General features: G+C 44.3%; 11 protein-coding genes. 10 read left to right on the top strand and 1 reads right to left on the bottom strand.

Features of this window, described 5'->3' with window-relative positions; translation table 11 throughout:
- The first annotated feature begins 117 nt into the window (after positions 1 to 117).
- Positions 118 to 792: a response regulator transcription factor gene (locus tag HNR44_RS14125; protein ID WP_184404968.1), complete on the top strand. Its 675-nt coding sequence runs from the start codon at positions 118 to 120 to the stop codon at positions 790 to 792.
- A 2-nt stretch (positions 793 to 794) separates the two neighbouring features.
- On the top strand, positions 795 to 2,183 hold the full coding sequence (locus HNR44_RS14120; protein WP_184404967.1) for a sensor histidine kinase: 1,389 nt from the start codon (positions 795 to 797) through the stop codon (positions 2,181 to 2,183).
- 53 nt (positions 2,184 to 2,236) lie between these two features.
- On the opposite strand, the gene HNR44_RS14115 is transcribed toward HNR44_RS14120, so the two are convergent.
- Positions 2,237 to 3,403, bottom strand: coding sequence for an MFS transporter (locus HNR44_RS14115; protein ID WP_184404966.1), 1,167 nt, complete (start codon positions 3,401 to 3,403; stop codon positions 2,237 to 2,239).
- A 142-nt stretch (positions 3,404 to 3,545) separates the two neighbouring features.
- On the opposite strand from HNR44_RS14115, the gene HNR44_RS14110 reads away from it, so the two are divergent.
- The 8 genes from HNR44_RS14110 (at position 3,546) to HNR44_RS14075 (ending at position 14,100) form a co-directional block, all read left to right on the top strand.
- Positions 3,546 to 4,550, top strand: coding sequence for a zinc-binding alcohol dehydrogenase family protein (locus HNR44_RS14110; protein ID WP_184404965.1), 1,005 nt, complete (start codon positions 3,546 to 3,548; stop codon positions 4,548 to 4,550).
- A 54-nt stretch (positions 4,551 to 4,604) separates the two neighbouring features.
- Positions 4,605 to 5,792, top strand: coding sequence for an L-2-hydroxyglutarate oxidase (gene lhgO / locus HNR44_RS14105; protein ID WP_184404964.1), 1,188 nt, complete (start codon positions 4,605 to 4,607; stop codon positions 5,790 to 5,792).
- Between the two features lie 379 nt (positions 5,793 to 6,171).
- The gene (locus tag HNR44_RS14100; RefSeq protein WP_184404963.1) at positions 6,172 to 6,726 is read left to right on the top strand and encodes a TetR/AcrR family transcriptional regulator; all 555 of its coding nucleotides are present in this window, start codon (positions 6,172 to 6,174) and stop codon (positions 6,724 to 6,726) included.
- 244 nt (positions 6,727 to 6,970) lie between these two features.
- On the top strand, positions 6,971 to 8,110 hold the full coding sequence (locus HNR44_RS14095) for an MFS transporter (RefSeq protein WP_184404962.1): 1,140 nt from the start codon (positions 6,971 to 6,973) through the stop codon (positions 8,108 to 8,110).
- Positions 8,111 to 8,396: 286 nt separating this feature from the next.
- Positions 8,397 to 9,644: a YeeE/YedE family protein gene (locus HNR44_RS14090; RefSeq protein WP_184404961.1), complete on the top strand. Its 1,248-nt coding sequence runs from the start codon at positions 8,397 to 8,399 to the stop codon at positions 9,642 to 9,644.
- A gap of 111 nt (positions 9,645 to 9,755) precedes the next feature.
- Positions 9,756 to 10,730: an AAA family ATPase gene (locus HNR44_RS14085; RefSeq protein WP_184404960.1), complete on the top strand. Its 975-nt coding sequence runs from the start codon at positions 9,756 to 9,758 to the stop codon at positions 10,728 to 10,730.
- Positions 10,727 to 11,923, top strand: coding sequence for a DUF58 domain-containing protein (locus HNR44_RS14080; protein WP_184404959.1), 1,197 nt, complete (start codon positions 10,727 to 10,729; stop codon positions 11,921 to 11,923). The genes HNR44_RS14085 and HNR44_RS14080 overlap by 4 nt, the downstream gene beginning before the upstream one ends.
- Positions 11,924 to 12,021: 98 nt before the next feature.
- Entirely contained in the window at positions 12,022 to 14,100 is a 2,079-nt protein-coding gene (locus HNR44_RS14075; RefSeq protein ID WP_184404958.1) for a transglutaminase domain-containing protein, read from the top strand.
- Positions 14,101 to 14,182: the final 82 nt, after the last annotated feature.

Genomic DNA, 14,182 nt, shown 5'->3' with positions numbered 1-14,182 from the left:
TCAAAATAGGCGAAGCTACTTTCTTAGAGTATAACATAAAATCACGAACAAATGTTCTATTCATTATTATTTTTTGCTAAATGTATGGTTGTGCAGACATAATGAAGAGAGGAGGCGATGGTTATGATTTCGTTATTATTAGCTGATGATGATGCTCATTTACGTGAGTTTGTGAGCGATGATCTTGAAAACGAAGGTTATCAGGTTTTTCAAGCCGAAGATGGGAAAATAGCCTTAAACGTTCTTGAAGAACATACGATTCATTTGGCGATTGTCGATGTGATGATGCCAAACGTCAATGGGTACGAGCTATGTAAAGAAATACGATCAGATTATGACATCCCTGTGCTCATGTTAACCGCAAAGGGGCAAATGGAAGATAAGGCGAAAGGTTTTGCGGCAGGGACGGATGATTATGTAACGAAGCCATTTGAACGTAAAGAGTTGATCTTTAGAATTAAAGCGTTGTTACGTCGTTTTCGAATGGTGAACCAGGAAATCATCACTCTTGGGGATATCACCATTGATCGCAAAAGCTATGAAGTCGAATGCAAAGGTAAAACGATGATGCTTCCGATGAAGGAGTTTGAATTGCTTGCACAGATTGCCAGTTTTCCCAACCAGACCTTTACGCGTGAAATGTTAATTGAACTGATCTGGGGAAGTGATTTCAGCGGTGACGACCGTACCATTGATGTTCATATAAAACGGCTGCGGGAGCGATTCTCTAAAGTTACAGATTCCCTAACGATTCGAACGATTCGTGGGGTTGGTTATAAAGTGGAGGTTTAACATTGAAGTCATTTTATGTGCGAATCGTTTTGATCACATTCACGGTTATGATCCTGAGCAGTTTGCTCGCTTTTATTGCGAGCAATGTTTACTTTCAACTGTATTTAAAACCGATCAATGATGAGAAGATCGCAGCGACAGCGGAAGAGGTCCAGCATTATATGGAAAATAATGTTGGAAACAACGACCACGAGTATTTAACCCATATCGGCTCTCTTGGTTATCAAATCGTGGTCATTGATGATACGGGAAATATAAATCAATTTGGGCGGGCATTTCGAGAGGGAACATTGCCGGAAGAAGCGATTGATCAAGTGCTGGCAGGTCGTCAATATGATGGAGTCGCCGAGCATAGGGCCGGTTTATTTAATACAGGCTTTTTTCATAATGCTTTGGAAAATACAGTCGGGGTTCCGGTAGAATCCGGGGAAGGAACAGCAGCTCTTTTTATTCGACCTGATCACGAGCAGCAACTCGGGGAGTTTCGTTTCTTTCTGGCCATGCTTGTGATTTTGACCGTCATTTTAAGTTTTCTGTTTGTGGCTTTAACGGCTCGACGAATTGTTAAGCCGATTGTTTCCTTAACAGAGGCCACGAAAAAAATTGCCAGTGGATCGTTTAATATTGCACTGAATGTCAGGAGAAAAGATGAAATTGGGCAACTGGCAAAGCATTTTACATCGATGAGCAAAGACCTCCGGCAGTTGGAGGCCATGCGTCAAGAATTCGTATCGAATGTTTCGCACGAGATTCAATCTCCGCTTACGACGATAAAAGGCATAACGCAATCATTGCAACAACCCGGGTTAGATGAAGAACAAAAGAAGAAATATCTGCAAATGATCGAGAAAGAAAGCGGACGCCTTTCATCATTAAGCAAGCAATTACTCACACTCGCGTCATTAGACAATGAAGATAAAATTGCAAAAGAACAGTCGGTTGACGTTCGTGAGCAAATTAAAGAAATCATCCAATCGCTAGCCTATCAGTGGCAGGAAAAAGAGTTATATATTGAAATGGAAGGGAATCCTGAACCTATTACCGGAGACGAAAATCTACTTTATCAAGTATGGATAAATGTGATTACAAATGCGATTAAGTTTAGCGAGAGCGGTGGTCAAATTCGTATTCATATGGAAGAAAAGAAAGAAGATCTCGTTACGGTGTCCATTGAAGACAGCGGCATTGGTATGCAGCCTTCGGAAGTGGAAAAAGTCTTTACCCGGTTTTATCAGGCAGACGAGGCACGTACACCTGGAAAAGAAAGCACAGGTCTTGGGCTTGCGATCGTGCGAAAAATTGTGGACCTTCACGGAGGAACGATTGATGTTGAAAGTACGCCGGGGATAGGAACGAAAATGGTCATTTGCTTAAAAGCAGGGAGAGAATAAAAGGATAAGCCGGTTCAAGGGCATCGGTTCGGAGGATCATAATAGGGAGGAGCTTACTCCTGCCCTAGTGGATCCATTTGTTGTGCCGGTTTCCGAAATGAAAAAATGGCAAAGCCAAGGGCAATGATGACAAGAACCCCTCCTGCCCACGAGGTGGCCACAACCGTTGATTGCTGTACGACCACCCCCCCGAAAGCTGATCCAGTCGCGATTCCGAATTGCAGGGCAGAAGTGTTTACACTTTGTTGAATGTCGGACGTCTCTGGTGCTGTTTGAATGAGATAGCTTTGTTGCGCGGGTGCAATCGACCAACTTAACATTCCCCATATGACAAGCGCGAATGGAAAGATGAAATATGAATAGGTAGACCACGGGAGAACGAAAAGAATCACTGCGAACAATATCGTAAATGTGAGGACGGTTTTTTGCGGTCCGAACCGATCGGTGATCCATCCACCTACGCCGCCCCCGGTCACAGCAGAAATTCCGAATACGAAAAAGGCCACACTAACCCAAAACGGTTCTAAATCCATCGTCGTTTGCAAAAACGGCGCAAAATATCCGTACAGCGTGTAATGTCCTGCAAGAATAAGTAAAGTGACGATGTGCGCCGTAAAGATTTTTTGACTGCGCAAGGATGAAATCTGCTGGCGTATGGACGTTACACGTCCAGGGGGAATAGGTTCTAGAAAATAATAGATGATCAAGCCTGCCACGAGTGTTAACAAAGCAATCAATAAAAAGAGAATACGCCAATTGAAAGCCTCCCCAATCAGAACACCGATAGGAACGCCTAATACCAACGAGGAACTCACTCCCATTGTGACAATGCCGATACTCCGGGATCGATACGCATGATCGACAATTTTAGGAGCAATTGTGAGCGACAAGACGATAATAAGAGAAGCACTCATCGCTGTGAATACGCGAACGGCTATGAGTATCTCGTAATTTGGGCTTACAAAGGCGAGAAGATTGGCGATGAAAAAACAAGTGAGTGACCATAAATATAGTTTTTTTCGTTCGATTTTTGATGTTAACGATAACAATACAGGTCCAGAAACGGCAAACACGAGGGCAAATACGGTGATGAGCTGACCTGCAGCAGCCACAGACACTTGCAAATCCTCCGCGATCAAAGGCAATATTCCACCGATAATGAGTTCAACCATTCCAACAACGAATGCAGATACGGCAAGAACATATACGCGAAAATTCATGATGTCAAACCTTCTTCTTCATTAAAATGATAACCCTGCTATTGTAACTCAACCCATTGTTTATCACAAACATTTTTTGAGACTGTCATCATAGATCTTTAACCTTTATACTAGAAGAAACGACTGAAGAGGAGTGAAAGACATGAAAGCTGTTGGATTCTATCAAAGTCTCCCGATTACAGATGAGAAAAGCTTACAAGATGTAGAAGTTGATGAGCCGAAAGCAGCAGGAAAAGATTTACTCGTGCGAGTAAAAGCGATCTCTGTTAATCCCGTTGATACAAAAATACGCCAAGGTGGTAATAAGGACGAATCAACGCCTAAGATCATTGGCTGGGATGTCGCGGGTGTCGTTGAAGAAGTCGGCAGCGATGTAGAACGATTTGAAGTAGGCGATGAAGTCTATTATGCAGGAAGTGTAATAAGGTCAGGTGGAAATAGTGAAAAGCACTTGGTAGATGAACGTATCGTCGGAAAAAAACCGGAAACCCTTGATTTTGCAGAAGCGGCAGCTTTGCCCCTCACGACCATAACCGCCTGGGAAGCGCTGTTTGAAAGGATGAGGTTATCAACAGATGCTGCTGACAACAAGGACAAGAGCATTCTTATTATTGGTGCTGCCGGCGGGGTTGGTTCGATTGCAACCCAACTTGCGAAGTGGGCGGGTCTTTATGTGATCGGAACAGCTTCCAGAAAAGAATCAGAGGATTGGGTTAAAGACCATGGCGCGGATGCAACGATCAATCATCATGATGATTTTATGGCGCAATTAGATGCCAATGTGGATTATATTTTTTGCATCAATCAAACTGATCAACATTGGGAGAACATGGGGAACGTTATTGCCCCTCAAGGACACATTGTCAGCATCGAATCTGCTGAGCAAAAGGACCTCAATGTTCTCAAAAATAAAAGCGTTACGTTTTCCTATGAATTTATGTTTACGCGCGCGATGTATGAAACAGAAGATATGATTGAGCAGCACCGTCTTCTAAATGAGGTTCGTAAGCTTGTGGATGAGGGCAAGATTCGCACGACGTTGACCGATCGTAGCGAACCGATTAACGCTAAAAACTTGCGGCAGGCCCATGAAAAAATTGAAAGTGGTAAGACGATTGGAAAAATTGTCGTGGAAAACTTTCGTTAAGCTGGAGAGCTCGGTTCGATAAGAGCCGGGCTCAAATTTCAAGGGGGTTGTAACATGTATGACTATATTATCATCGGTGCTGGCATCGTTGGGCTGGCCACAAGTAAAGCTATTTATGACCAATACCCGAATGCCAGCGTCCTCTTGTTGGAAAAGGAAGAAGAAGTCGCCGCCCATCAAACGGGTCATAACAGCGGTGTTATACATTCAGGCATTTATTATCGGCCGGGAAGTTTAAAGGCAAGACTTGCTGCTTCTGGTAATCAATCGATGAAAGATTTTTGTGACAAGCAGCAGATTCCTTATGATGAATGTGGAAAAGTGATCGTTGCTACGTCTGAAGAAGAAATCCCTGTGATGAATCAATTGTATGACAGGGGGATGAAAAACGGACTGGCGGTTCGCAGGCTGGATCAAAAGGAGTTAACGGATATTGAGCCTTATACTCAAGGTGTCGGTGCCCTTAAGGTCCCAAGCGCAAGTATTGTGAATTTTACAACGGTAGCAAAAGAATTGGCTTCCCTGCATCAGCAGCAAGGGGGTGACCTTCAATTAAGCACAGAAGTATGTGCGATCAAGGAAAAGAATCATTCAATTTGGGTAGATACGAACGAGGGTTCATTTGAGGGTAAGGTATTGATCAACTGTGCGGGCTTGCAAAGCGACCGTATCGCCCGTCTATCAGGGTATTATATGGACGTCAAAATCGTGCCTTTTAGAGGCGAATATTACAAGTTAAAGCCGGAAAGCCGCTATCTCGTGAAAAATCTCGTATATCCGGTCCCGAATCCTGAATTTCCGTTTCTAGGGGTACACTTCACGAGGATGATTAATGGAGAGGTGGAAGCTGGTCCAAATGCGGTGCCTGGCTTAAAAAGGGAAGGGTACTTGAAAAAAGATATCAGTGTTCGAGATACTACAGAAGTACTCACCTACGAAGGATTCAGAAAAATTGCCCGCCAATATTTTAAAATAGGCCTGGGCGAGTTGGCACGTTCTTTCAGTAAACAAAAATTTGTCAAAAGTCTGCAAACCCTTATCCCTGAGATCGAGGCAGATGATCTCACTCCCGCACCGGCAGGGGTGAGGGCACAAGCGTTATCGAATGATGGAAAACTCATTGACGACTTTATAATCATTCGGGGAAAAAGAAGCCTACACGTATGTAACGCGCCATCACCGGCTGCCACCGCCTCCCTGGAGATCGGCAAGGAAATTGTTCGCCAGTTGGAACACCGATAGGAAAGTGGCCAGATCTGCAAGTAAAACAGCACCACCTGCACATAGAAAGCTTCTTGCAGCGTACACATTATATGAGAGGCTTAGGAAGGAATAATTTAATAACAAAAGAATAGTTTCATGTAGTATTGCACGAATCATTTTATACAACGACACGGTTGAAGATCAATGACTCAAAAAACAGCGGTTAGCTTTTGCTGCCGCTTATTTAAGGTTCAAGAAGGTTTTTCCTATTATGGGAAAGTATGCTGGATCCGAACACCTTAACATTATTATGGAGTAAAAAGTATTTTTAAGTGCAAATATATGTCAGGTTCATTGATCATAAAAATAAAAAATGTTACTTTAAGATATAAAGGTCGTTCTATATAAGGGGAATGGTATGAATACATCAGTAAAAAAAGTGGCTCTTTTAAATGCGGCAGAAAGACTATTTTATGAACATGGATTTCGGGGCGTTGGTCTGAAGCAAATTATTCGTGAAGCAGATGTAGCGACCATGACGCTTTATAATCATTTTTCCTCTAAAGAACATCTCGTTGAGGAGGTTTTAAAGCAAAGAGAAGAAAGATATTGGTCGTATTTGGATGCTCTTGTGCAAGAAGAGTACGAAACTCCTTTTCTTTTTGCCGTCAAAGCCCATGGAAAATGGCTAGAAGAAGAGTCCTATCAAGGGGATATGTTTTTACGAGCGATTGAAGATTATGCGGGGACCAATAATGATATTGAAAATATTGCTCGTTCGCACAAGTCAAGACTGTTGCGTTATTTCCAAACGTTGGCCAAACGAATTGGCGAAGACAATTCCAATGACTTGGCCCATTATTTTACACTACTGCTTGAGGGAACAACATCGATGACAACATTGATGGGGGCAGAAAAAGCGACGGAATACTCTATGGCGATGGCAAAGAAAATCGTTTACTCGCCATCGTAATTTTTCACACTATAAATATAAAGGTCGTTCTATATATTAAGATGAAGTGGAGAAGATATCATCATGAGCGGGCTCATGATTTTAGTCTACTGCTTCCATGAAGGTAACATCGATTGAAACAGAAAAAGCGATGGAATACGCGATGCGATGGCAAAGAGGAGGATCGTTTATCCGCCATCGTAATTTTTTCACACCGAAGGTATAAAGGTCGTTCTATATATTAATGTGAGGTGGAGAGGATATCATGAAGTTTTCAAGGTTGGTTCTTCCAGGAATTACAATGATTGCCGTTACCTATGGACTCGCAAGATTTAGTTACGGATTGTTGCTTCCAAATATCAGTCAAGATCTGGAAATGTCCCCATCGATTTCAGGTGTCATCTCTTCGCTTTTCTATATCGCTTATTGCTTTGCCATTATTTTCTCTACGCTTATTTTAACGACCGATAAGGGACCGCGTGTCATGATTCTTGCTGCTGGAGCTTCCGCTTTTATTGGGTTATTAATCATGGGGGTATCGCCGAATGTGTGGCTCTTAGGATTAGGGGTCCTGTTTGCTGGCGGAAGTACAGGTCTTGTGTCGCCGCCATACGGGGGAGCGATTTCGCTTTGGATTGAAGAGAAAAAACAAGGGAAAGCCAACACTTGGATTAATTCCGGTACCAGCATTGGTCTTGCTCTTTCAGGAGCAGGAGCGCTTGTCCTTGCCTCAGACTGGCGGTTAACCTATCTTATCTATGCTTTTATTGCGCTCCTTGCATTCATATGGAATGCAAAAGTAATCCCTCGGATCGGCTCTAACCCTTACGTAACCTTTGATAAGGGGAAGTTCTCTTTCAAAGGAGTGGAGGGTGCCATACCTTTAATCATTTGCTCGACTACTCTTGGAATATCCACGGCGGCTTTTTGGACCTTCTCCATCGATTTTATCGGATCGACGAGCTCTTATAGCGACTGGCAGCTATCTCTGTTTTGGATCATCATCGGTCTCTTTGGAATATTAGGTGGTTTTTCTGGATCGCTCATTGAACGCTTCGGACTTCCCTTCGCTTACAAATGGGCGAGTCTCGTCATTGGTACTGCTTCTTTATTTCTTGCGTGGCTTCCAGAACAATGGCCTGTGGCTTACATTTCAGCCGCTTTATTTGGGATCTCCTATATTTTTATTACAGGCGTGTTAATGGTCTGGGGAATAAGGGTGTTTATTACCAATGCCTCTTTAGGGATCGGTACACCCTTTTTACTTCTCGCTGTCGGGCAAGTCATAGGCTCCTTATTTGCAGGTATGTTTATTGATCTTGTTGGATTTTCTTTTACTTTCGTAACTTATGGTTTCATGGGTATGGTCGCAATGATTCTCGGACCGAAAGAGATAAAAAAATAGGGGCTTTCAACATATAAGGCATACACTTTTTGAACATCCTCTTATAGACTAATAGATTTGGGTTGGTTCACTGGCATTGCATCAATTAAGATAGAATGATTAGAATACATTCAAATCGGTACAAGGGTTGTTATCGGAGCACTTAGCATCGTGCGGGGAACATATTTTGCCCGGGAATCGTTGTTGAAAAAGAGGTGCTACGATAGATAGGGTTGACATCTTTATTATCATCCATTATTATATATAAATCCTGATTAAATCAATAAGAAATAGAGGTGTAGTGAAAATGGCGACATATGCTCAACCTATCGGAGAACAACAATCCGTCGTCAAACGTTCACCTGAGCTTAACTCACCACAGACGAAGTTAATCATCGGTGCTTTGATCGTCACAATGGCTTTAGCCATTTTTCTTCTTGTGACTCAACATATTGTTCAACCTCTACTCCTTATTATTGGAGTTGGGCTTGGATATACACTTTTTCATGCTCGTTTTGGGTTTACTTCGGCGTTTAGGCGCTTAGCTTCCGTTGGAAACGGACAGTCGCTGCGGGCACATATGTTGATGCTTGCGGTTGCTTGTGCCTTATTCGCCCCAATTTTGGCGACAGGTTTTGCCTTTTTTGGCGGTGAGGCATCCGGGTTGGTTTCCCCGGTTGGTGTTAGTTTGCTCGTCGGTGCTTTTCTCTTTGGGATCGGTATGCAACTCGGCGGCGGGTGTGCCTCGGGGACACTTTACGCTGTAGGCGGCGGACGTTCCGTGATGTTTATTACTTTGCTCTTTTTTATTATCGGTACAACGATTGGCGCTGCCCATTTTGATTTCTGGGTGGAAGATATGCCATCAGCAGAACCTTTTTCTTTAGCTACCTCTACGGGGCTGGGCTATGGCGGTGCTCTCATCGTCTCACTTGCCATTTTTGGATTGATCGCCTGGCTAACGAAAGTCATTGAAAGAAAAAAGAATCCCCCGAAAGAGGCGGAAAAGCCTTCCGCATCTGGATGGAAAAGAATCTTGCGCGGTTCATGGCCGCTATTTGCTGCAGCGATTGTATTGGCGGTTCTTAATGCGTTAACGTTGCTTACGAGCGAAAGCCCGTGGGGAGTGACGTATGCTTTTACGCTTTGGGGATCTCAAGTGGCAGACTCCCTTGGTTTTGATGTAGCAAGCTGGGGATTTTGGCAAGGCGATGAAGCAGCCCTGGAAGCTTCTATCTTTGCTGATACAACAACGGTATTAAACTTCGGTGTCATTTTGGGAGCCTTTCTCGCTTCGGCAGCCGGTGGACTTTTTAAATTCACGAAAATCAAGCCCGGAAACGCAGCTGCTTCCGTCATTGGTGGATTACTGATGGGATACGGCGCACGTCTTGCTTTTGGCTGCAATATCGGTGCTTATTTCAGCGGCATTGCCTCCTTTAGTGCTCATGGCTACATTTGGGGAATTATGGCGCTCGGAGGAACATTCCTGGCTCTCTATTTACGACCGTTATTCGGTTTATCGGTACCCAAATCAAAAGATTCCTTCTGTTAATGAGTGTGACAGTAGAGCGTTATTTCGCTCTGCTGTTTTTTATTAGCAGGTAAAAATTATTTCGTTTTCATGGGTTCCTAGACTTTAAATGTTATGATAGGGGTACGATGGATGGAGGGGGATCACAACTTGAATCATCATTCTGAAATGATACGTCAGATTATTGATACAGTAGAAAATGTGGTTGTTGGGAAGCGTGAGGCGGTGACGTTGACGATCACCGCACTGCTTGCCGGTGGTCACGTGCTGATTGAAGATGTTCCGGGCGTGGGAAAGACGATGCTCGTGAGGGCCATTGCACGTGCGACTGGCTTGGATTTCAAACGAATACAATTTACACCCGATCTACTTCCTTCGGATGTAACAGGGGTTTCGATATATAATCAACACACAAAAGAGTTTGAGTTTCGCCCTGGTCCTGTTATGAGTAATATTTTGCTCGCTGATGAGGTGAACCGTACTTCTCCAAAAACACAATCAGCTTTGCTCGAAGCATTAGAGGAAGGAAATGTAACGGTTGACGGCTGCACGTATCAGTTATTTGATCCATTTTTTGTCATGGCCACGCAAAACCCAATTGAACATGGAGGAACATATCCTCTCCCGGAGGCGCAATTGGATCGCTTTTTGTTTCGTATCCAGCTTGGGTATCCCGAATGGCATGAAGAAATTGATATGTTGGATCGCATGGAGCACGGTCATCCTGTTGATCAGCTTACCCCGGTCGTCGAAGTAGAAGATATTCAACGAATGAAAATGGAAGTAAAAGAAGTGTTTGTCAGTGATGCAGTCAAGCAATACATTGTCGCTATCGTCCGGGAAACCCGAAACCTTGATCGAGTTGAATTAGGGGTGAGCCCTAGAGGTTCTATCGCCCTTATGCGTGCTGCGCAAGCGTATGCGTATATACAGGGATCTTCGTATGTCCGTCCGGATGATGTAAAAAGGGTCGCCCCGTATACGCTTGGGCATCGCCTGGTTCTCGAAGCAGACGTGCTTGGTCCGAAAGGCCAAGACGATAAGATGATTCAGCGCATGCTCACTCGTATTTCGGTTCCTTCGACACGAAAGGATATTGTGACATGAGCACCGGTTGGCAAGCCATAATTGCCAAAGGTCTTCGCGTCTTTGGTGTGTTGTTATTCGCTGCTGCTCTCTTTGTTTATGTCATGGTTCAAGGAGGGTTTGTTAGTTGGTTTCTATTCTATAGTGTGTCAATTCTATTATTGATCGGTTTGCTATTTGTCATTTTTCCTTTGCGTTGGTTGAGTATAGAGCGCTCGATTTCCAATCGACATTTGGCTTATGGGGAGACGGCAAAAGTAACCATTCGCATTCGAAAAAAAAGGCCGTGGCCGCTATTATTTCTCGGTATACAGGACATCGTTCCCGAAGGTTTACGCCTGGAGAGCCATCCCGGGGCTTTTTTTACGATGGTTATTTCAAGAGAAAAAGAGTACAGTTACCTCGTGAAAGCCGAGAAACGCGGGGGTTATTCGTATACCCATGCGTATGTGGAGACCGGAGACCCTTTTGGTTTTTGGGAAAAGGAAAAACAACTCCCTGCTCCGAGTGAAGTGCTTGTGTACCCACGGGTACCTGCGCTGCCATTCCAATTGATCAATAACCGCAGCAGAAAATTGCGAACGGACGGTGCCGGCTTGCAACGGGCAAGTCATGAAGAGACGAGTGATTTTTCAAGTGTCCGGGAGTACGTTACGGGTGATCGTTTGTCGAGCATTGATTGGAAAGTGTCTGCACGTCTTGGGAAACTTGCGACAAAGGAATTTGATACGGAAGAAGGCAAGGGCTTTACCATCCTGTTTGATGCTCGTACGAGTGATGAAGGCCGGTTTGAGGCAGCAGTGGAATGGGCGGCAGCTGTTGTAAACGGAAGCTATGAGCAAAATGCCATGATCAATTTTGCCAGTATAGGGGGCGGAACGTATGTCACATCAAAAGGAAGAGACCGTTCTCAACTCCGCCAGGTGATGAATGCACTTGCCCGCTTGCAACCTGTGACACTTGAGGAAACGACGCCTTTTCCGCAAACCTTCAACTTTTTACAAACCATTGTGTTCATCGCTCCGCAAATGAATGCTACAACGTTGAAAGAAATCAGGCAAATGGAACAGCAGCAAGGGGATGTACTTGTTTTATATAGCGATCAGGAAGCAGCTCACCTGCAATTGAAGCAAATGGGTGTGAAAGCATACGCGATGCCAACGCAAGCGGGAAGGAGTGAAGGAGCATCTCACAACAGGAAACGTCATTTATAAATCATCCACAACATGCTTTCGCATATGTACTCGCTTATTTACTGCTTGCAGAGTGGATGTTACCGCTGCCGGAGGTTACAGAGACGGGCTTTGTTTTCATGTTTCTTGTTGTTACGGCAGTCTTTTTCCTCATCCAAGCCATACCGATGCCTTTAATCGTACGTTTTCTTTTGTTTGTAGTGACCATAACGTATAGTTTGAATGTCATTTTTATGCCGGGAACGTATGTATCCATCGATTGGTGGAGCCTTTTTGTAACAGAATTGTGGCAGGAGACGGGGCTTTTATTTAGTGGTGAATGGCTGCAATTAGGTGACTTATACCGAAGTTTCCTCATGTTGTTATTGCTTTCGATGGTGAGTTATCTGATGTTCTATTGGATCGTCTATGCCAAACGAATATTCTTTTTCTTTGTGTTGACAGTCATTTATATTGGGGCGTTAGATGCGTTTACCTCTTTTGATGGAATAGGGGCGATCATCCGTGTCGTCGCTATTGGTTTTCTTCTTTTTTCCATCCTCCATATGTCCAGGTTTACGTTTCGGTACCCAAATGTACGACTACGGCAATGGGGACGCTTTCTTTTCGTCGCAGTTTCAGTTATGACTTTATCAATCGCAATTGGTTGGCAGGCACCTAAGTATTCTCAGCAATGGCCGGATCCTCTTCCCGTTATTGAAGAAGCTGCCGGTTTTGGCCCAGAAGGATGGGGATCCTCAGGTGATGACGTTCGCCGTATCGGCTATGGAGATCATGATGAACAACTGGGCGGCGGGTTTGAAATGGATGAGACGGAAGTGTTTACTGCGCGGGCAGAGACTTCTGGTTATTGGCGTGGTGAATCGAAACATGAATACACTGGACATGGGTGGGAATCGGTTGAATCTGATGAAACGAGTGAGCGTGTGTTTTTGTATGAGGACGAGACAAGGACAAGAACCTCTGAAGCACACGTTAGCTTTAACGAGCAATTTTCAGGGGATCTTCTGTTCAGTCAGGGTGCTCTTCAAGCAGTGGCGGCAGAAAATGGGGAACCCTATATGCTTCAGGTTGAAGGTGCAACCGGTCGCTCCTATGCAAACGGGGAGGAGGGCATTGCTCGTCCAGATGAGGTGACGCTTACGTATGAAACCGCAGAATTCCCCGTTGAAATCATGCAGGAAGCGGATCACCCGGATTACGATCGTGAGGATCCTTCAGATTATCATTCTTATCTGCAACTTCCGGATGATCTTCCAGAGCGGGTTGGCCAATTGGCAGAAGAGATTGTCGAAGATGAAGAGAATCGTTATGATCGGGTGCGTGCGATTGAACGGTTTCTTACAGGGCCTGATTTTGACTATGATACTCATGACATTCCTGTTCCCGATGAAGGAGAGGACTATGTCGATCAATTTTTGTTTGAAACCCAGATCGGCTATTGTGATAACTTCTCGACGTCTATGGCTGTGATGCTTCGAACTCTTGATATCCCTACGCGTTGGGTGAAAGGATTCACACCTGGGGAAGCAGGAGAAGTTGATGAAAATGGGTATACGGAGTATGAAGTGACGAATTCCAATGCGCATTCCTGGGTGGAGGTTTATTTTTCAGATGTAGGCTGGGTACCGTTTGAGCCAACGCCAGGCTTTTCCAATGCTGCTGAGTATGAAATGGCAGATTTTGATGAGGGAGAGGCAAGTGAAGACCCTGAATTTGATCAAGAATTTCAACAGGATATGGAAGACCAGGTTCCGGATGAAGAAGAGAGTGAAGAAGTATCTGCCTCCGCTTCTGAGGACGATGATGATCCATCTTCATTTTCATTTTGGTGGCTTGGAATCCTCGGAGGCGTAGGATTAATATTCGCTAGCGTGATGGCTTATCGTTTACGAGGAAAAATGATCACGACGTGGATGCGCAGGCGCTACCAAGGTATGCATGACACATCGACCTATGTACGCGCCTATGAGTCATTGATCTGGTATTTAAACTGGATCGGCCTGAAAAAAGCGGGGAATGAGACACCGACTGAATTTGCCAAACGAGTGGATGCCCGCTTCAATACCGATGAAATGCGTACGTTAACGAATCTTTATGAAGATCTTTATTATGGAAATCATCAGCTGGAGCACGTACCTGAAGGTACACAAAGACGTTGGCTGAAACTTTTAGATAAAATTTCGAGAAACCACTAGCGCCGTTGCGCGCATTGACCGGCCATACCTATACTGGTAAAATAATGGCGTTATCATCTGAGCGTGAGTATATATGGACGAG

It is taken from the genome of Geomicrobium halophilum, from assembly GCF_014207655.1.
Lineage (GTDB): Bacteria > Bacillota > Bacilli > Bacillales > Marinococcaceae > Geomicrobium > Geomicrobium halophilum.
The sequence above is the reverse complement of the archived record's forward strand: the minus strand, read 5'-3'. Positions and strand labels throughout refer to the sequence as shown.

Coding starts and splice junctions, on each gene's coding strand:
- HNR44_RS14095 (WP_184404962.1), top strand. CDS start 6,971: ATGAAGTTTTCAAGGTTGGTTCTTCCAGGAATTACAATGATTGCCGTT.
- HNR44_RS14110 (WP_184404965.1), top strand. CDS start 3,546: ATGAAAGCTGTTGGATTCTATCAAAGTCTCCCGATTACAGATGAGAAA.
- lhgO (WP_184404964.1), top strand. CDS start 4,605: ATGTATGACTATATTATCATCGGTGCTGGCATCGTTGGGCTGGCCACA.
- HNR44_RS14115 (WP_184404966.1), bottom strand. CDS start 3,403: ATGAATTTTCGCGTATATGTTCTTGCCGTATCTGCATTCGTTGTTGGA.
- HNR44_RS14085 (WP_184404960.1), top strand. CDS start 9,756: ATGGAGGGGGATCACAACTTGAATCATCATTCTGAAATGATACGTCAG.
- HNR44_RS14090 (WP_184404961.1), top strand. CDS start 8,397: ATGGCGACATATGCTCAACCTATCGGAGAACAACAATCCGTCGTCAAA.
- HNR44_RS14075 (WP_184404958.1), top strand. CDS start 12,022: ATGTTTCTTGTTGTTACGGCAGTCTTTTTCCTCATCCAAGCCATACCG.
- HNR44_RS14100 (WP_184404963.1), top strand. CDS start 6,172: ATGAATACATCAGTAAAAAAAGTGGCTCTTTTAAATGCGGCAGAAAGA.
- HNR44_RS14080 (WP_184404959.1), top strand. CDS start 10,727: ATGAGCACCGGTTGGCAAGCCATAATTGCCAAAGGTCTTCGCGTCTTT.
- HNR44_RS14125 (WP_184404968.1), top strand. CDS start 118: ATGGTTATGATTTCGTTATTATTAGCTGATGATGATGCTCATTTACGT.